17 protein-coding genes are annotated in these 17,760 nt (G+C 60.8%); 10 read left to right on the top strand and 7 right to left on the bottom strand.

From position 1 onward, the window contains the following. Window positions 1-173 precede the first annotated feature (173 nt). On the bottom strand, window positions 174-1,040 hold the full coding sequence (hexR, locus tag AB7M33_RS09170) for a transcriptional regulator HexR (protein WP_027592102.1): 867 nt from the start codon (window positions 1,038-1,040) through the stop codon (window positions 174-176). A 103-nt stretch (window positions 1,041-1,143) separates the two neighbouring features. Between hexR and zwf the strand changes: the two genes are divergently transcribed. From zwf to AB7M33_RS09145, 5 genes are all read left to right on the top strand, one after another. Next, window positions 1,144-2,586 carry a glucose-6-phosphate dehydrogenase gene (gene zwf / locus AB7M33_RS09165; RefSeq protein WP_454242745.1) on the top strand — a complete coding sequence of 481 codons (1,443 nt, stop codon included), beginning with the start codon at window positions 1,144-1,146 and terminating at the stop codon, window positions 2,584-2,586. 85 nt (window positions 2,587-2,671) lie between these two features. After that, window positions 2,672-2,989, top strand: coding sequence for a hypothetical protein (locus AB7M33_RS09160; protein WP_186679338.1), 318 nt, complete (start codon window positions 2,672-2,674; stop codon window positions 2,987-2,989). Between the two features lie 122 nt (window positions 2,990-3,111). After that, on the top strand, window positions 3,112-5,295 hold the full coding sequence (gene uvrD, locus AB7M33_RS09155; protein ID WP_099430829.1) for a DNA helicase II: 2,184 nt from the start codon (window positions 3,112-3,114) through the stop codon (window positions 5,293-5,295). A 113-nt stretch (window positions 5,296-5,408) separates the two neighbouring features. Continuing rightward, window positions 5,409-6,263: a Tim44 domain-containing protein gene (locus AB7M33_RS09150; RefSeq protein WP_027592098.1), complete on the top strand. Its 855-nt coding sequence runs from the start codon at window positions 5,409-5,411 to the stop codon at window positions 6,261-6,263. A gap of 113 nt (window positions 6,264-6,376) precedes the next feature. Next, on the top strand, window positions 6,377-6,784 hold the full coding sequence (locus AB7M33_RS09145) for an SMI1/KNR4 family protein (protein ID WP_099455749.1): 408 nt from the start codon (window positions 6,377-6,379) through the stop codon (window positions 6,782-6,784). Between the two features lie 268 nt (window positions 6,785-7,052). Here AB7M33_RS09145 and AB7M33_RS09140 read toward each other — a convergent pair whose 3' ends face one another. Further along, on the bottom strand, window positions 7,053-8,813 hold the full coding sequence (locus AB7M33_RS09140) for a cation:proton antiporter (RefSeq protein WP_099430831.1): 1,761 nt from the start codon (window positions 8,811-8,813) through the stop codon (window positions 7,053-7,055). A gap of 323 nt (window positions 8,814-9,136) precedes the next feature. Between AB7M33_RS09140 and AB7M33_RS09135 the strand changes: the two genes are divergently transcribed. Beyond that, window positions 9,137-9,622 (top strand): acyl-CoA thioesterase, encoded by a 486-nt coding sequence (locus AB7M33_RS09135; RefSeq protein WP_027592095.1) that lies wholly within the window; start codon window positions 9,137-9,139, stop codon window positions 9,620-9,622. Here AB7M33_RS09135 and pdxY read toward each other — a convergent pair. Beyond that, the gene (gene pdxY, locus AB7M33_RS09130) at window positions 9,619-10,491 is read right to left on the bottom strand and encodes a pyridoxal kinase PdxY (protein ID WP_085272148.1); all 873 of its coding nucleotides are present in this window, start codon (window positions 10,489-10,491) and stop codon (window positions 9,619-9,621) included. The two genes, AB7M33_RS09135 and pdxY, sit on opposite strands and share 4 nt — an antisense overlap. Before the next feature lie 120 nt (window positions 10,492-10,611). Between pdxY and AB7M33_RS09125 the strand changes: the two genes are divergently transcribed. Beyond that, window positions 10,612-11,001, top strand: coding sequence for a DUF3301 domain-containing protein (locus AB7M33_RS09125; RefSeq protein WP_027592093.1), 390 nt, complete (start codon window positions 10,612-10,614; stop codon window positions 10,999-11,001). Here AB7M33_RS09125 and AB7M33_RS09120 read toward each other — a convergent pair whose 3' ends face one another. The 3 genes from AB7M33_RS09120 to zigA are packed head-to-tail and all read right to left on the bottom strand — an operon-like array spanning window position 11,002 to window position 13,845. Continuing rightward, window positions 11,002-11,973: a CobW family GTP-binding protein gene (locus AB7M33_RS09120; RefSeq protein WP_454242744.1), complete on the bottom strand. Its 972-nt coding sequence runs from the start codon at window positions 11,971-11,973 to the stop codon at window positions 11,002-11,004. It lies immediately after the preceding gene. Between the two features lie 40 nt (window positions 11,974-12,013). Continuing rightward, window positions 12,014-12,640 (bottom strand): DUF1826 domain-containing protein, encoded by a 627-nt coding sequence (locus tag AB7M33_RS09115; protein WP_454242743.1) that lies wholly within the window; start codon window positions 12,638-12,640, stop codon window positions 12,014-12,016. Continuing rightward, window positions 12,637-13,845, bottom strand: a complete 1,209-nt coding sequence (gene zigA, locus AB7M33_RS09110) for a zinc metallochaperone GTPase ZigA (RefSeq protein WP_454242742.1) — start codon at window positions 13,843-13,845, stop codon at window positions 12,637-12,639. The genes AB7M33_RS09115 and zigA overlap by 4 nt, the downstream gene beginning before the upstream one ends. Window positions 13,846-13,960: 115 nt before the next feature. Between zigA and AB7M33_RS09105 the strand changes: the two genes are divergently transcribed. Both AB7M33_RS09105 and folE2 read left to right on the top strand, forming a co-directional pair. Continuing rightward, window positions 13,961-14,341, top strand: a complete 381-nt coding sequence (locus AB7M33_RS09105) for a glutamine synthetase (RefSeq protein ID WP_186679328.1) — start codon at window positions 13,961-13,963, stop codon at window positions 14,339-14,341. A 21-nt stretch (window positions 14,342-14,362) separates the two neighbouring features. Continuing rightward, window positions 14,363-15,268, top strand: coding sequence for a GTP cyclohydrolase FolE2 (gene folE2, locus AB7M33_RS09100; RefSeq protein ID WP_454242741.1), 906 nt, complete (start codon window positions 14,363-14,365; stop codon window positions 15,266-15,268). Here folE2 and AB7M33_RS09095 read toward each other — a convergent pair. After that, window positions 15,252-15,779, bottom strand: a complete 528-nt coding sequence (locus tag AB7M33_RS09095; protein ID WP_099430837.1) for a DUF3617 domain-containing protein — start codon at window positions 15,777-15,779, stop codon at window positions 15,252-15,254. The two genes, folE2 and AB7M33_RS09095, sit on opposite strands and share 17 nt — an antisense overlap. A 131-nt stretch (window positions 15,780-15,910) precedes the next feature. Here AB7M33_RS09095 and cls point away from each other — a divergent pair, with 131 nt between their 5' ends. After that, window positions 15,911-17,350, top strand: coding sequence for a cardiolipin synthase (cls, locus tag AB7M33_RS09090; RefSeq protein ID WP_027592086.1), 1,440 nt, complete (start codon window positions 15,911-15,913; stop codon window positions 17,348-17,350). The last annotated feature ends 410 nt before the right edge of the window (window positions 17,351-17,760 follow it).

The raw sequence follows: 17,760 nt of genomic DNA, 5'->3' as shown, positions 1-17,760 counted from the left end.
GTTACAAAACCATGAATTTTCGCGGGCTTCATCGCCGGGCCTTGCGCCCGCTGTAGGAGCAGCCTTGTGCTGCGAAGAGGCCAGTGATAGCAGCGAAGATTCATGGCGTTTTCACCGGCCTCTTCGCAGCGCAAGGCTGCTGCTACAAAGGGCCGTGCAGATGATCGCGAGGGTCAGTCGTCGGTAGCCTTGATCGACTTGGGCGACAACCGCAGGCTGCGCAAACTGCGCTTCACGCTCTTGAGGTGGTTGACCAGGCTCGGCCCACGCGCCATGGCAACGCCCATGGCCAGCACATCGATCACCACCAGGTGCGCAATGCGGGAGGTCAGCGGGGTGTAGATCTCGGTGTCTTCATGCACGTCGATCGCCAAGTTGACGGTGGAAAGCTCCGCCAACGGGGTTGCGCTCGGGCACAGGGTGATCAGGTTGGCGCCACTTTCACGCACCAGGTTGGCGGTGATCAGCAGGTCTTTGGAACGGCCCGACTGGGAAATGCACACCGCTACATCGCCTGGCTTCAAGGTGACCGCCGACATGGCCTGCATGTGCGGGTCGGAATAGGCGGCGGCACTGAGCAGCAGGCGGAAGAATTTGTGCTGGGCATCGGCAGCCACCGCGCCGGACGCGCCAAAACCGTAGAACTCCACACGCTGCGCCTGCGCCATCGCGCTCACGGCCTGCTGCAGCGCCTGCGGGTCGAGGTGCTCGCGCACTTCCATCAGCGTGTGCAAGGTAGTGTCGAAGATCTTCAGGCTGTAATCGGCGACCGAATCATCTTCATGGATCGCGAACTGGCCAAAACTGGCCCCGGCGGCCAGGCTCTGCGCCAGCTTCAACTTGAGGTCCTGGAAACCTGAACAACCTATCGCCCGGCAGAAACGCACGATGGTCGGTTCACTGATACCCACGTTGTGCGCCAAGTCGGCCATCGAGCTGTGCATGACGGCAGCCGGGTCTAGCAGCACGTGGTCGGCCACTTTCAGTTCCGATTTGCGCAGCAGGTGGCGCGATTGGGCGATATGTTGCAACAGATTCACGGGCTGGACTCGGTTATGATCGGCTGGCCGGGATGTAGCTTTCTTGTAGTTATACTACATGGGCGCCAACCCGCCCAGTTAAACGAACGTGGAGAGTGGTGGTTTGACTATTCCTTGCGACATTCTGGTCTTCGGTGGCACCGGCGATCTGGCCCTGCACAAACTGCTTCCAGCGCTCTATCACCTGTTTCGCGAGGCTCGCCTGAACAACGCCGTGCGGATCATCGCCCTGGCGCGGCGCAACCTGCCACGTACCGATTACTTGAAGCTCGCCGAGCGCCACTGCCGGGCGCAGATTGCCCGTAATGACTTCGACGAAGAGGTCTGGCAGCGGTTCTCCGCCCGGCTCGACTACTTCGCCATGGACGCTGCGCAAAGCGCCGACTTCGGCCGCCTGGCACGCTACCTCGGCGAGCCCGGTGGGCTGACGCGGATCTTCTACCTGGCCACCGCCCCCAACCTGTTCGTGCCCATCGCCAACCACCTGCGCATCGCCGGCCTGGCCGACCCCGAGGCCCGTATCGTGCTGGAAAAACCGATCGGCCATTCACGGGCGTCCGCCACAGCCATCAATGAAGCGATTGGCGCGGTGTTCGAGGAAGCCCAGGTGTTCCGCATCGACCACTACCTGGGCAAGGAGACCGTGCAGAACCTGATGGCCCTGCGTTTCGCCAACGCCCTGCTGGAGCCGGTCTGGCGCAACAGCCAGGTGGACCATGTGCAGATCAGCGTCTGCGAAACCCTGGGTGTAGAGAACCGCGGCGGCTACTACGACCGCGCTGGAGCGACCCGCGACATGCTGCAAAACCACCTGCTGCAGTTGCTGTGCCTGGTGGCCATGGAGCCGCCGGCGCAGTTCGAGGCCGAGGCGGTGCGGGACGAGAAAGTGAAGATTCTACGTGCCCTGAAGCCAATCACCGGCCAGGACGTACAGGACACCACCGTACGCGGCCAATATGGCGCCGGGCGCATCGGCGGGCAGGAAGTGCCGGCGTACTACTTCGAAAAAGACGTGGACAACGACAGCGACACCGAGACCTTCGTTGCCGTGCAGGCCCACATCGACAACTGGCGCTGGGCCGGCGTGCCCTTTTACCTGCGCACCGGCAAACGCATGGCGCGGCGCTCGTCGCAGATCGTCATCCAGTTCAAGCCAGTGCCCCACGAGCTGTTCAACGGCGGCCAGGTCAACCAGCTGCTGATCCAGCTGCAGCCTGAAGAACGTATCAGCTTGCGCATGATGACCAAGAGCCCTGGCAAGGGCATGCGCCTGGAGCCGGTCGACCTGGACCTGAACCTGGCTCAGGTATTTGGCCAGACGCGCCGCTGGGACGCCTATGAACGCCTGTTGCTGGACATTTTGGAGGGTGATTCGACGCTGTTCATGCGCCGCGATGAGGTCGAAGCGGCCTGGGCCTGGATCGACCCGATCATCAAGGGCTGGGAGGAGCACTTCCAGGCTCCACGCCCCTACGCGGCTGGCAGTAACGGGCCTGAGCAGGCCAACAGCCTGCTGGCGCACCAGGGCAGGCATTGGCACAGCTGAACTGTTTCTGGCTGCGATGATGTTCGTGGGTGCATGACCCTGTGCTCACGCGGCACTTCGTCGCGCAACTTCGGAGAACAGAAACATGACCCTCGACACCAAAGGCTGGGTAGCCCAAATGGACAACATGCCTGGCGCTACCGCATTTCGCGTATCCGGCAGCGTCATGGTTGGCCACCCCGGTATCCACCCGACCCTGAGCCTGCGCAAGATGCAAGACAAGTCCTTCGCGCTGGCACTTGAATTGACGCTCGAAACCGACCAAGGCATTTATCCACAGGTGGTCACGCAAAAGCCGGTGAGCTTCAACATGCCTGGCGACCACAGCAACATCCCCAAGGTAGACATCTTTCACGATGGCGCCCTGATCACCAGCATCAGCGAGATCATGGTGACCTACTGAGCACCCGGCCTGCCTTTAAGGCAGGCCCTTGCTCGAGCGCTCGGATGAACGGTGGGCCTGCAGGGTGAACATTTATACAGTAGACGTTTGCCCCATCCCTTGCCTCGCCCTAGAATGGCCCGATGCGCACAGATGACCTCTCCCTCCTGCTGAACTCCCTCAATGACGCCCAACGCCAGGCCGTAGCCGCCTCGCTCGGGCGTCAACTGGTGCTTGCCGGCGCCGGTTCCGGTAAAACCCGCGTGCTGGTGCACCGCATCGCCTGGCTGATCCAGGTCGAGCAGGCCTCGCCGCACTCGATCTTGTCGGTGACCTTCACCAACAAGGCCGCGGCAGAAATGCGCCAGCGGATCGAGCAGTTGCTGGGGATAAACCCGGCGGGCATGTGGGTCGGCACCTTCCACGGCCTGGCCCATCGCCTGCTGCGCGCGCACTGGCAGGAAGCCCGGCTGGTGCAGAACTTCCAGATTCTCGACAGCGATGACCAGCAGCGCCTGGTCAAGCGGGTGATGCGCGAGCTTGGCCTCGATGAGCAGAAGTGGCCAGCACGCCAGGCGCAGTGGTTCATCAACGGGCAGAAAGACGAAGGCCTGCGCCCCCAGCATATCCAGCCCGGCGGTGACCTGTTCCTGTCGACCATGCGCGACGTCTACACCGCCTACGAACAGGCCTGTGAGCGCGCCGGGGTCATCGACTTCTCCGAGCTGCTGCTGCGTGCCCTGGACCTGTGGCGCGATCACCCTGGCCTGCTGGAGCATTACCAGCGGCGCTTCCGTCATGTGCTGGTGGACGAGTTCCAGGACACCAACGCCGTGCAGTACGCCTGGTTGCGCCTGCTCGCGCGCGGTGGCGACAGCCTGATGGCGGTGGGTGACGACGACCAGTCGATCTACGGCTGGCGCGGCGCCAAGATCGAAAACATCCACCAGTACACAGCCGACTTCCCCGACGCCGAGATGATCCGCCTGGAGCAGAACTACCGCTCCACCGGCGGCATCCTCAAGGCAGCCAACGCCTTGATCGCCAACAACAGCGGGCGCCTGGGCAAAGAGCTGTGGACCGACATGGGCGAAGGCGAACCGCTGACCCTGTACGCGGCCTACAACGAACACGATGAAGCGCGCTACGTGGTGGAAACCATCGAGAGCCTGATCAAGCAAGGCAATGCGCGCAACGAAATCGCCATTCTGTACCGCTCCAACGCCCAGTCGCGCGTGCTGGAAGAAGCCCTACTGCGCGAACGCATTCCGTACCGCATCTACGGCGGCCAGCGCTTCTTCGAACGTGCCGAAATCAAGAACGCCATGGCCTACCTGCGCCTGCTCGAAGGCCGTGGCAACGACGCAGCGCTGGAGCGGGTCATCAACGTGCCACCGCGCGGTATCGGCGAAAAAACCGTCGAAGCCATCCGCGACCACGCCCGCCACAGCCAGCTGTCGATGTGGGAGGCGATGTGCCAACTGATCGCCGCCAAAGCCCTCAAGGGCCGCGCCGCCAGCGCCCTGGGGGCGTTCATCGAGTTGATCGAGGGCTTGGCCGCCAAGGTTGTGGACATGCCACTGCATACCATGACCCAGGTCACCATCGAACAGTCCGGCCTGATCCTCTATCACCAGGAAGAAAAGGGTGAAAAGGGCCAGGCACGGGTAGAAAACCTTGAGGAACTGGTCAGCGCTGCGCGCAACTTCGAGTCCAGCGACGAAGACGCCGACCTCTCGCCGCTCTCCGCCTTCCTTGGCCACGCGTCGCTCGAAGCGGGCGATACCCAGGCCGACGAGCATGAAGACAGCATTCAGCTGATGACCTTGCACAGCGCCAAAGGCCTGGAATTCCCCTACGTGTTCCTGGTGGGCATGGAAGAAGGCCTGTTCCCGCACAAGATGAGCCTGGAAGAGCCTGGCCGCCTTGAAGAGGAACGCCGCCTGGCCTACGTGGGCATTACCCGCGCCATGCGCCAGCTGGTCATGACCTACGCCGAGACACGTCGCCTGTATGGCAGCGAGACCTACAACAAGGTGTCGCGTTTCGTACGCGAGATTCCGGCAGGCCTGGTCCAGGAAGTGCGCCTGTCCAACAGCGTCAGCCGCCCGTTCGGCGGGGCGAAGGCCACCACCAGCAACCTGTTCGCCAATGCCAACATTCCGCAGACCGCCTTCAATCTCGGGCAGCGGGTGCAGCATGCGGTGTTCGGCGAAGGGGTTATCCTCAACTTCGAAGGCTCTGGCGCCCAGGCACGTGTGCAGGTGAATTTTGCTGAAGGCAGCAAGTGGCTGATGCTGGGGTACGCCAAGCTCGAGGCGGTGTAGGCACCGCCTTGTAACATTCAGGCAAAAGCTCGAAACATTATGTCGCTGGTCATGTGCCCGGGAACCTGTGCACCATGACGCGCGTGCAATCCACAACAGGGGATATCCCACTTATGCAACGTTTTCTTAGCATCGCTCTGGCGCTCTGCGTCGGCTTGACGCTGAGCCTGGACGCCAACGCCAAGCGGTTCGGCGGCGGCAAGAGCTCGGGCTCCGCGCCTATTCACCAGACCCGTCAGGCCACGCCAACCACGCCTGCCGCCGCGCCGACCGCGCCAGGCCGTGCACCGGCTGCCGCCAGCGGTGCTTCGCGCTGGCTGGGCCCACTGGCCGGCCTCGCCGCCGGTGGCCTGCTGGCCTCCATGTTCATGGGTGACGGCTTCCAGGGCATGCAGATCATGGACTTCCTGATCATGGGCCTGATCGCCTTCCTGGTGTTCCGCTTCATTGCCGCGCGTCGCCGCCAGCAGCAGCCGCAAATGGCCGCACCGGGCCATGCGCCGTTCCAGCGTGAAGCCCACGCACAGCCTGCCCAGCCGTCGGTCTTCGGCGGTTCGGCCGCACCTGCCGCTGCAGCCGCTCCGGTGATCAACGCACCGGCCTGGTTCAACGAGCAGAGCTTCCTGGCTGCCGCGCAAAGCCACTTCCAGTCGCTGCAGCAGCACTGGGATGCCAACGAGATGGACAAGATCGCCGAGTTCGTCACGCCGCAGATGCTCGAGTTCCTCAAGCGCGAACGTGCCGAGTTGGGTGATGGCTTCCAGGCCACCTACATCGACAACCTCGAAGTGCAGCTGGACGGTGTAGACGACCGCGCCGACCGTACCGACGCCACCCTGACCTTCCGTGGCGTGTCGAAGACCTCGCGCTTCGACCAGGGCGAAGTGTTCAGCGAAAGCTGGCACATGGTTCGCGCCCAGGGCGAGAACCAGCCTTGGCTGGTCGCCGGTATCCGTCAAAACGGCTAACCGACAGGCGCACTACAAAAACCCCGGGCCTTGTCCCGGGGTTTTTGCTTTTGCCACAGTGGGCTACTAGGGTATAACGCGCAGCGTTGTCATCAGGTAAGAGGAAGTGAACCGTGGAAGAAGTGATCGAACAACTCCGTGAAGCCAATGAACCGGTACCGGTACCTTTGGAGCTTCCCGATGAAGATCAGCTGGTAGAAATCGAAGAGCAGCTGTTCATCAACATTCCCTTCGTGTTCAAGGAGTTCCTGCTGACCGTCAGTGATGTGGTCTACGGTTCGCTGGAACCGGTCACGGTCACCGACCCGCAGTCGCATACCTACCTGCCGGATGTTGCATCCAATGCCTGGGATGCCGGCGTGCCGCGCGAGCTGATCCCGATCTGCCAGGACGGTGATAACTATTACTGCGTGGAAGAAGACGGCACTGTCGTGCTGTGGGACGCCGAAGAAGAAATCGTCCTTGAAGACAGCTGGGAGTCCGTCTGGCACTGGGCCCGGGACGTCTGGCTGGAAAGCTGATCACGCTCTTGTAGGAGCGGCCTTGTGTCGCGAAAGGGCTGCGTAGCGGCCCCAGGTTTCTGTTGTGACATAAATTGCCGGGGCCGCTTCGCGACCCTTTCGCGACACAAGGCCGCTCCTACAAAAGCATCAGAAATATCGCCAGGAAAAACAATGGCTCATAGCCATTAATGCGATTAAAATCGCCAGGCTTTCTGCGCCTGGCGACATCGCTACCGCTCCATCCCCTCGGACGACGGTGAAATCTTGCGCAGAGAGCATTACCTCCTCAGTGCGAATTCTCGCGGCTGTTTTCCAGCGTCTCCAGCAAGGCAATCTGCATGCGCGTGTGCACGCGGATAAACCAACGCCACAGCAAAGCCACCACCACTGCCGCCACCACCGCAATGACCAATAGCAGTTCACTGGTAGGCAGGATGCTCGCCGACAGCGCCGACAACAGCAGGAAGATCACCAGCAGCGACAGCAGCGGGATCACCTCGGCAATCACACGCCGCACACGCTGGGTGTGACGCCCCGCCATTTCAGGCTTAACGCCCATTTCCGCCAGCAGCATCGACAGCGCCTTGAGCTTGCGATAGGCCGCAATCAGGAACGGCAGCGACAGCAGCAATGCCGCCCCCCAGATCATCGCCTTTTGCTGGCTGACATCGGTGAACCACTCACTGAGCCAGTTGCCAATGCGCCCAGCGAAGTAACCACCGCTGAAGAAGATGGCAATCACCAGCGCCAGGTTAACGCCAACCTGCAACAGGATGCGGCGGATCATGGCTGCCAGCATGGCACCCTCACCTTGCGGCTGAATGTTGCGCAACCATTCGCCATACAGCGACAGCACACGCGCCAGACGGCTCGGCACCACCTTACCCAGCTTCAATGACAGGGGGTCGGCCGCACGGATCAGATAAGGCGTCAGCAGTGTGGTAATGGCCGAAACAGCAACCGCCACTGGATAAAGGAAATCACTGGTGACCTGCAGGGTCATGCCCAGCGCGGCGATGATGAACGAGAACTCGCCGATCTGCGAAAGCCCCATGCCGACACGCAACGAAGTGCGGCCATCATTGCCAGCGATAAACGCCCCCATGCCACAGGACAGCATCTTGCCAAGTACTACCGCCAAGGTGATGACCACGATCGGCCAGGCGTAGTCGATCAGTACCTGAGGGTCGATCATCAGGCCGATGGCGACAAAGAAAATGGCGCTGAACAGGTCACGTACCGGCTCGATCAGTTGCTCGATCTTCAGCAGCTGGCGCGACTCGGCCATGATCGCGCCAATCAGGAAGGCGCCCAGGACCATGCTGTATTCCAGCTTCACCACCAGCAGGCAGAACCCGAAACACAGGCCCAACACGGTAATCAGCAACATCTCGTTGCTTTCGAATTTCGCCACATAGGCCAACAGCCGTGGCACCAGCAAGATGCCGATGACCAGCGCGACAATCATGAACAGCGACAGCTTGCCGACCGTGGAAAACACCTCGCCAGAGCTGACCGTGCCGCTGACGGCGATGCCCGAGAGCAAGGCGATGATGCCGATACCGAGGATATCCTCGACGATCAGCACGCCGAATATCAGTTGAGCGAAGCGCTCGTTCTTCATCTTCAGGTCGTTGAGCGCCTTGACGATGATGGTGGTCGAGGAGATCGCCAGGATTGCGCCGAGGAACAACGAATCCATGGTGTTCCAACCGAACCAGCGACCGATCTCGAACCCGATCCAGATCATCAGCACGATTTCCAGGAACGCCGCGATAAACGCTGTGGCGCCGACCTTGAACAGCTTGCGCAGGCTGAACTCGAGCCCCAAGCAGAACATCAGGAAGATCACCCCGAGCTCGGCGAGGGTCTTGATGGTGTCTTCATCGTGGATCAGGCCAAACGGCGGTGTGTGTGGGCCGATGATGAAGCCGGCGACGATATAGCCCAACACGACGGGTTGCTTGAGGCGGTGGAAGAGAATCGTGACCACCCCGGCAACCAGCATGATCACTGCCAGGTCCTGGATGAAGCTGATGGCATGCATGGCGCGATACTCCTTTTATCGAATGCCCGGGCAGACCGCTCCTCTGCCAAGGCAAACCGAGCGAGCAGCAAGTACATACTGTATTGAATGCAGGAAAGCCCATGTTGCATGGGCGTACTCAGGTTAACATCGCACCCCGCCGCATAACGCCGGTGCAATATGTAGAAACAGATCGGCAGGTTAACCGCCGCCGATGGCGTGATCAGCGTGACCATGGCGCATCAGCCAACGTCCCGTACCAGGCAGGCAAACTCAAAGAGGGGAAACAGAACGTGTCAGCAGATACCCGCCCCGATTCAGCGCAACCTCACCGTGAGCACACTATGGAACCTGGAAACGCCCAGCTGAGCATGACCGTCCTGATGACCCCGGACATGGCCAACTTCTCCGGCAACGTGCATGGCGGCACCTTGCTCAAATACCTGGACGAAGTCGCCTATGCCTGTGCAAGCCGCTACGCCGGCAGCTACGTGGTGACCCTGTCGGTCGACCAGGTGATCTTCCGTGAACCCGTACACGTGGGTGAACTGGTGACGTTCCTCGCATCGGTCAACTACACCGGCAACACCTCGATGGAGGTGGGCATCAAGGTGGTGACCGAAAACATCCGGGAACGCTCGGTACGCCATTCCAACAGCTGCTTCTTCACCATGGTGGCGGTCGATGACAACCGCCGCCCGGTAGCGGTGCCGCCGCGCCAACCGCACAGCAGCGAGGAGAAGCGCCGGTTCCTGCAGGGCCAACAACGCCGGCAAATCCGCCAGGAGCTGGAAAAGCGCTACCAGGACCTCAAGACCGACGCCGTTTAAAGCGCCAGGCGCTGCGCCTCGAAGCGCACGCGCGGGTGGGCGATACGATCCTGGGCCCGCACCAGCTGCAGTTCGTAGCTGGCACAGGCTTGGGTTTCGAGCAGCACTTCATGCACTGCCGAGGCCGTGAACTCGAATGCCTGCAGCCACGTGTCGCCAAGCAGCACACGGGCCAGGAACAGGCCGGACGTCAGGTCGCCCACGCCCACCGGCTGACGCGGGAAAGCCAGCAGCGGGCGGCGCAGGTGCCAGCTGTCTTCGGCGGTCACCAACAGCATCTCGAACTGGTCCTCGGCGCGCCCGGGATACGCCAGGTGCTTCACCAGCACCACTCTCGGCCCGCGCGCGAGCAGGCTGCGCGCCATCTGCACGCAATCTTCCAGCGACTGCGCACGGCGGCCACAAAAACTGTCCAGCTCCAGCTGATTAGGGCAAAGGATGTCGGCCCGGGCGGCCGCTTCTTCAAGCAGAAACTCGCTCACTTCCTGCGGCACGATGCAGCCTTTCTCGGGGTGGCCCATGACCGGGTCGCACAGGTACAGGGCTTTGGGGTTCACGCCCTTGATGCGCTCGACCCCCGCCAGGATCGCCCGCCCCTGTTCGGCACTGCCCAGGTAGCCAGAAAGCACCGCATCGCAGTGGCCCAGTTCGCCGATGTTGGAAATGCCTTCCACCAACGCAGGAATTTGCGCTGGAGCAAGCACGTCGCCTGCCCACTGGCCATACTGAGTATGATTGGAAAACTGCACGGTATTGAGCGGCCAGACATTGACCCCAATACGCTGCATGGGAAACACCGCGGCGCTGTTGCCGGCGTGGCCGAACACCACATGTGACTGGATGGCGAGCAGGTGCGGGGTACGTTTCATGCGGGAGATTTCCAAAGCTGTTTCAAGGATTGTGCGCAGCGCAGTATGAACTCGATTGCCACCTGTACGACAGGCCAGGGACGCAGTTAAGCTGGTTCGACCTGTTTGGAGCATACGCAAATGTTGACCCTGGAGAATCTCTTCGTCCTGATGCTGGTCGCCACGGCAGGCGCTTGGTTGTGGCACAACCATGGGTTGCGCGAGAAAGCCTTGGAGCGGGTCAAGCAGCATTGCGCCAAGCTCGACCTCGAACTGCTCGACGATGCCGTTGCCCTCAAGCGCATCGCCTTTGTCCGTGACGCCAACGGCAAAAAGCGCCTGGCGCGCATCTATGCCTTCGAGTTCACCGTGACGGGTGAGCAGCGTCACCCCGGCACCGTCACCCAGTTCGGCGCCCACAGCGTGCAGATCGAACTGGCGCCCTACCCGTTCGAGATCAAGACGCCACCGCGCACTGACAATGTGATCGAGATGCAGCAGTGGCGCCAAGAGCACAACCGCTGGCGCTGATCAACGCATAAGGCATTCCTTCAAGCCGGCCTCCAGGGCCGGCTGCGGTTGAGCGTGATCAAAAATCAGCTCGATGCGCGTATCCCTGCGCCAGTCGCTCGGCTGCCAGTCCGGCAGCACCCCATCCAGCCCATTGAAAGACTGCCAGCCTTGCCCTGTGTGGATAACTCCCTTGGCACGGCGCCACGGCCAGGCGTGCAAAAACGCTAATACGCGTTGTGGATAAAATTGCTGGCTGGGATGCCAGCGCCAGCCAATACTCCAACCTCCCTCCCCTTGCTGCGCACTGCAGATCGGCTCATTGGGCTTATTCCATAGGGTTGCAGGCGTATTTCCCAGATTGTCGACAATCTTGTTATCCACATCTGGCGGCGAAATAGCGCCTGTGGATGAAATTGGAAGCCGCGAAATGGGCAGTATCCCCTGGCTTGTCCAAACAATATCTTTTTGTGTAAATCTCTTAGTTATCAACAACCTATGATATTCATCCACAGCCTCTGATTTGTTGAAAACCACTGTCTGGGAAGCCTCGAAAGCGTGCAGTTGAGCCTCTGGAAGCGGCTCGTCGCGGAGCATTTTCTGAGCATCCACAACCATGAGAAGTGGCTGGATTGTCAGCACTCCAACCCAAGGTGCTTGCTGAAGTTGAGCGAGCAACTGCAACGGATGGCCTAGGCCGGAGGGCTCGATGAACAATCGATCAGGTCGGGCCTTGCGCAACAGCCGGCCCAAGCCCACCTGGAACGGCATGCCATTGACGCAGCACAGGCAGCCCCCAGCGACTTCACCGATGGCGATGCCGTCCTCGTCGCGGCTTAGCAAGGCGGCATCGAGCCCCACCAGGCCGAACTCATTGATCAACACGGCCCAACGCTCACCGGCAGGGCGCTGGGCCAGCAAATGACCGATGAGCGTGGTCTTGCCGGCGCCCAATGGGCCGGCAATCACGTGGGTAGGGATGTTCTGCAACATGGCATGGCTTCAGGCTGGAGGTTCGCCTCACTATGCGCCGTCACGCCAGCCAGTCAAGGCTGAGCAACAAGCGCCCTTGGCGCCCGGAGGGGGAGCGATGAACCAACGCAGCGCCCTCGTTGCCCTGCCACTTTTCGCCTTTCAGCACGGCCACTTCGCCTGCCTGCAGGCACTGAATGTTATCCACAGGTGGAACGGCCAGGTGCAGTTCGCGCCGATCCACAGCGCCTTCTTTCAGCCACTCGCTACCGTGGCCTGCATAGCTGGTAAGCAAGCGCACCGGCACGTGGTCCACATGGAAGCGCGGGCACATCGGCCCTTGCAGCACACGCAGGCGCAGGCCCACTCGGCGCGCGCCGAGCAGGCAGGTATAGGCAGCCACCAGCCAGCTGACATCGGCGACGAAGCTCTCATAGCCTTGCAGGTCGGCAGCTTCGCGCAACAGGCCGGTCAACGCCGGCATCTGCTGTTCGTCTACATCGATTACGCGCTGGTCAGCCAAGGGTTGGCCGAGGCTTATGACCAGCTGTGCAAAATCCTCCAGCTGGGCCGGCAAGCGCCGACGCCATACCGCCAGGTTTACGCCGTCCTGCAGAACCTCGGTCAGCACCTGAGGCGAATCACCGAACACCTGAAAGATATCCACAGGGCTACGCGCGAGGTTCATGCTGCCGCCTCTTCATGCCAAGGGCCGAATGGGTCGGGCAGACGTAACCAACCCATCGGCCCTAATTCCATTTCTGCATCCGTCAACAGGCAGCTTTCAAGCTCTGTGGATAACTTTTCGAAGTCGATATTTTGCCCGATGAACACCAATTCCTGGCGGCAGTCACCCGTCTCCACAGTCCAATATTTCAGTATCGCCTCGGCGTTATCCACATCCTGCGGCCACTGTTCACGCGGCACGAATCGCCACCAGCGACCGGCCATGCCATGGCGCATCATGCCCCCTGCCTGAGACCAGCTACCGGCCTCCTGATACTTGCTGGCAAGCCAGAAAAAACCTTTCGAACGCAGCAGCCTGCCGTTGCTCCAGGGCTTGTGGATAAAGTCGAAAAAGCGTTGTGGATGAAGTGGGCGCCTCGCTTGCCAGGTGCTGGCGGCGATGCCGTACTCTTCGGTTTCCGGCACATGCGCGCCACGCAACTCCTGCAGCCAGCCGGGGGCTTGTGCGGCCTGGTCGAAGTCGAACAGGCCCGTGTCGAGGATGCGCGCCAGCGGTACCTCCCCCATCACCATGGGCACAATCTGCGCCCTGGCGTTGAGGCTGCGCAGAATGGCCGTGAGCTCTTCACGTTCGTGCTGGCTGATCAAGTCGATCTTGCTCAACAGCAACACGTCGGCGAACTCGACCTGCTCGATCAGCAGGTCGCTGATCGAACGCTCATCGTCATCACCCAGGGTCTCGCCACGGCTGGCCAGGCTGTCCGCTGCCTGGTAGTCGCGCATAAAGTTGAGGCCATCGACCACCGTGACCATGGTGTCCAGCCGGGCCATGTCGGACAGGCTGCGGCCCTGTTCATCGCGAAAGGTGAACGTCTCGGCCACCGGTAGCGGCTCGGATATGCCGGTGGACTCAATAAGCAAGTAATCGAAGCGCCCTTCTTCGGCTAACCGCGCCACTTCCTCAAGCAGGTCTTCGCGCAGCGTGCAGCAGATGCAGCCGTTGCTCATCTCGACGAGTTTTTCTTCTGCGCGGTTCAGGCTGACGTTGCGTTGCACCTCGCTGGCATCGATGTTGATTTCACTCATGTCGTTGACGATCACCGCGACGCGCAGGTTGTCGCGGTTACGCAGTACATGGTTAAGCAAGGTGCTCTTGCCGGCGCCAAGAAAGCCGGACAGCACGGTAACGGGGAGACGGTTGGGCATGGCGAAACCTCTTCAGGCAGACGCATTCGAAACGATGCATTGCATAATGTTATAAAGTAACAATACAATTTCGCCAAGCTGTTCTCGTCGGAAGAGTGATCGCCGGAGATGAAAAATGAAGCCGCCACGCGCTGTGCTGATGCTGTTGCTGGCCATGCCCGCAACGCTGCTAGCCATGCCACAGAGCAACCCGTTGGCACTGTGTACCCGCAGCGCGACCTTGTTGGCCTGCCAGGATGGCAAGGGCAGTTACTACAGTGTGCGCACTGAAGGCAGCACGTTCTATCTGCGTGGCTATGAGCACGTGAGCCGCCGCTCATGGGCGCAAACCAACAGCCGCTATGGTGGGTTGACCTTCTACACCGGCTTGGCCAGCGACGGCGAGGCTTGGGTGGGTTATAGCCGCCGTATCGGCTGGACCACGTTGAACCGGGTGTCCAGCTCCAGTGGGCAGCGCTTCAACCTGCACTGCAGCTTGATTGGCGGTTGCCGCTGATCTTTTCGTTTGGAATCACACATGACCCAACTCTCGCTTCCCGATATTGCCGCACAAGCTCAACAGTACGCCCTGCCCCTCGACTGGGTAGGTATGTGCGGGATCGCTGTGCCTGTGCAATTCGAAGGTCGCATAGCCGCTGCCACTGTCGACGCGGGCGTGAGCCTGGTGGACGGCAGCTCACGTGGTATCCACATGTCTCGCCTGTACTTGGCATTGGAATCACTGGAGCATCAACCACTCACTCCCTTAGCGATTCGTCAGCTACTGGCAGATTTTCTGAGCAGCCATGAAGGGCTCTCTTCCGCTGCCTATCTGCGCCTAACCTTCGAGCACCTGCTGAAACGGCCAGCTCTGATCAGCCCATTGGCAGGTTGGAAAAGCTATCCGATTACCCTCGATGCCCGCATCGAAAGTGAAGTGTTCCACGTGGAACTATTTGTTTCTGTGCCTTACTCATCGACGTGCCCGTGCTCGGCAGCACTCGCAAGGCAGCTGATTCAGCAGCAGTTTCAGGCGGACTTTGCAAAGGGGCAGTTGGATAAAGACAGCGTGCTGGAGTGGCTGGGCAGCAGCCAGGGCATCGTTGCGACGCCCCATAGCCAACGCAGTAGCGCGAAAATTCACGTGCGCCTGAAGCGTAATTTGCTAGCGCTGCCGATTACCGAGTTGATCGACCGTGTCGAGGCCAGTTTGGGTACGGCTGTGCAAACGGCGGTTAAGCGCGCGGACGAACAGGCGTTCGCGTTGGCCAACGGGCAGAACCTCATGTTCTGCGAAGACGCCGCTCGGCGACTGCATCAATCGTTGCGACAAATAGAATGGGCCACGGCCTTCAAGCTGCGCGTGGAACATGCGGAGAGCCTGCATGCCCACGACGCAGTCGCCACCAGCCAATGGCAATGGGACCTCACGTGCGCGGTTTGACCGCGCCACAATCATTGCCCAACCAGACGGCTCGGGTGTTCATGCTGCCTTGCTGCTGCACGCCCGATGCGTTGAACGTACCACTGACCTGGGTGGTGAATTCCTTGTCACTGAGGAAGGTAGCCTGCCCAGTGCCCTGAGCCTTGGGGCAGCTGAACTGGAACTTCCAGACATTACCGGTGCGGTCGGTAATCTTCTGCGTGCAACCCGACTTCGGGTCTTGCAGCGGGATATCGTTGGTTGCCACCTGCTCTTGCGTCAGGCACGAGCGCACGCCCTTGCCCCCCACTGTCACACCCTGTTTTGCCAGCACCCCTTCCATCATGGCGCGCTGCTCTGGCGGCAGGTTTTTCAACTGGCCGAGCATGAACTCCATGTCGGGTAACGGCTTGCCATCGACCTGCATGTTGCTGGTGGTCAGCTCCCACAAGCCGGGCTGCAACATCTGTGCATGCACCAATGGGCTGCTCAGGCCAAGGGCCAACGCCAACAGTGGCAGACGAATCTTCATGGACGAACGCTCCTGGAAAAAACCGGCCAACGGGCCGGGCTGAGGCTTAGACGCCAAATCCAGCTGCAGGTTGCAAGCCGCACCTGGAACGTGTTCTGTTACCCACAGTGTACTCGGCAAGCAGGATGCATATGGATTACCACAGCCCCTACTTCTTCGGTTATGTGCTCGGCCTGATTCACCTGTTGGGCATTGTCGCCGCACTGCATGCAGTGTTCACCGTGCGCACCGCCCAAGGTGCGATTGCCTGGGCCATGCCCCTGGTCTTCATTCCCTACCTGACGCTCATCCCCTACCTGATCTTCGGTGCCCGCTCCTTCTACGCCTACATCAAGGCACGGCGCCAGGCCAACCAGGAAATGCACGTGGCCATGGCCAACCTGAACTGGCGCCCCTGGGTAGAAGAGGCCCTCACCGCCCGCGAGTCGGAAAGCTATGCCGCCCTGCGCGCCATGCCCAAACTTGGGCGCATGCCTTGCCTGGCGAACAACCAGGTAAAGCTGTTGATCGACGGCAAGGCGACTTTCGATGCCATCTTCGCCGCCATCCATCAAGCCCGCGACGTGGTGCTGGTACAGTTCTTCATCATCCACGACGACACGTTGGGCAAGGCACTGCAGCAGTTGCTGTTGCGAAAAGCGGCTGAAGGCGTGAAGGTTTTCGTGCTGTATGACCGCGTTGGCAGCCATGCCTTGCCGGCCAGCTACAGCCAGGTACTGCGTGACGGTGGCGTGGAGATTCATGCCTTCGCTACACGCCGTGGTTGGTTCAACCGCTTTCAGGTCAACTTCCGCAACCACCGCAAGATCGTGGTGGTGGATGGCCTGACGGGTTTCATCGGCGGGCACAACGTGGGTGACGAGTACTTGGGTGAGCACCCGCAACTGTCGCCCTGGCGCGATACCCATGTGCAGATCGGTGGCCCGGTACTGGCCTGTTTGCAGGAGTCGTTCGCCGAAGACTGGTACTGGGCGACGCGCCAGCTGCCGCCGTTGATCCTGCCCGACACCTACCCGGAGAACGGCGTACTGTGCCAAGCCCTCGCCAGCGGGCCGGCAGACCCGCAGGAAACCTGCTCGCTGTTCTTCCTCGAAGCGATCCATTCGGCGACACGCCGGGTGTGGATCACCAGCCCCTACTTCATCCCGGACGAGGCCGTTTTTGCCGCGTTGCGCCTGGCGGTTCTGCGCGGTGTGGATGTGCGCATCCTCATTCCGTCACGGCCCGACCACCGGATCGTCTACGCGGCCTCCAGCCTGTTTGCCTTCGAAGCGGTACGTGCCGGTGTGCGCATGTTCCGTTACTTGCCGGGCTTTCTGCACCAGAAGGTGGTGCTGGTGGATGACGAGGTCAGCGCGATCGGCAGTGCGAACCTGGATAACCGTTCGTTCCGCCTGAACTTCGAAATCACCTTGCTGACCGTCGATCGCGTGTTCGCCGACCAGGTCGAACAGATGCTGCTGCGTGACTTTGATCAAGCCCGGGAAATCACCCCAGAAGACAGTCTCGATACCCATCGGCTGCAACAGCTTGGGATGCGAATAGCCCGGTTGATCTCGCCGATTCTTTAAGTTGGGTTTCAGACTTACTCATTCTTTGTAGGAGCAGCCTTGCGCTGCGAAGAGGTCGGTTGGACGTTCAGCGGTAAAGATCCTCGCGGGTCCAAGGCAGGTCATGGCGACTATCGGCGTACGGCTTCACAGCCAGGATCTGGTGCACGGGCTTTGTGCACCAGAAGCACCCATCGGTTGCAACAGCTCGGGATGCCAATAGCCCGGCTGATCTCGCCGATTCTTTGAGTTGAGTTTCAGGCTTACTCATTTTGTAGGAGCAGCCTTGCGCTGCGAAGAGGCCAGTGCAGGCACCCTCAATCGATGGTGCTTGCACCGGCCTCTTCGCAGCGCAAGGCTGCTCCTACAAAGGTTGGACGTTCAGCGGTAAAGGTCCTCGCGGGTTCAAGGCAGGTCATGGCGACCATCGG

It is taken from the genome of Pseudomonas sp. Y3 TE3536, from assembly GCF_053629175.1.
This window is presented reverse-complemented; position numbering and strand designations above follow the sequence as displayed.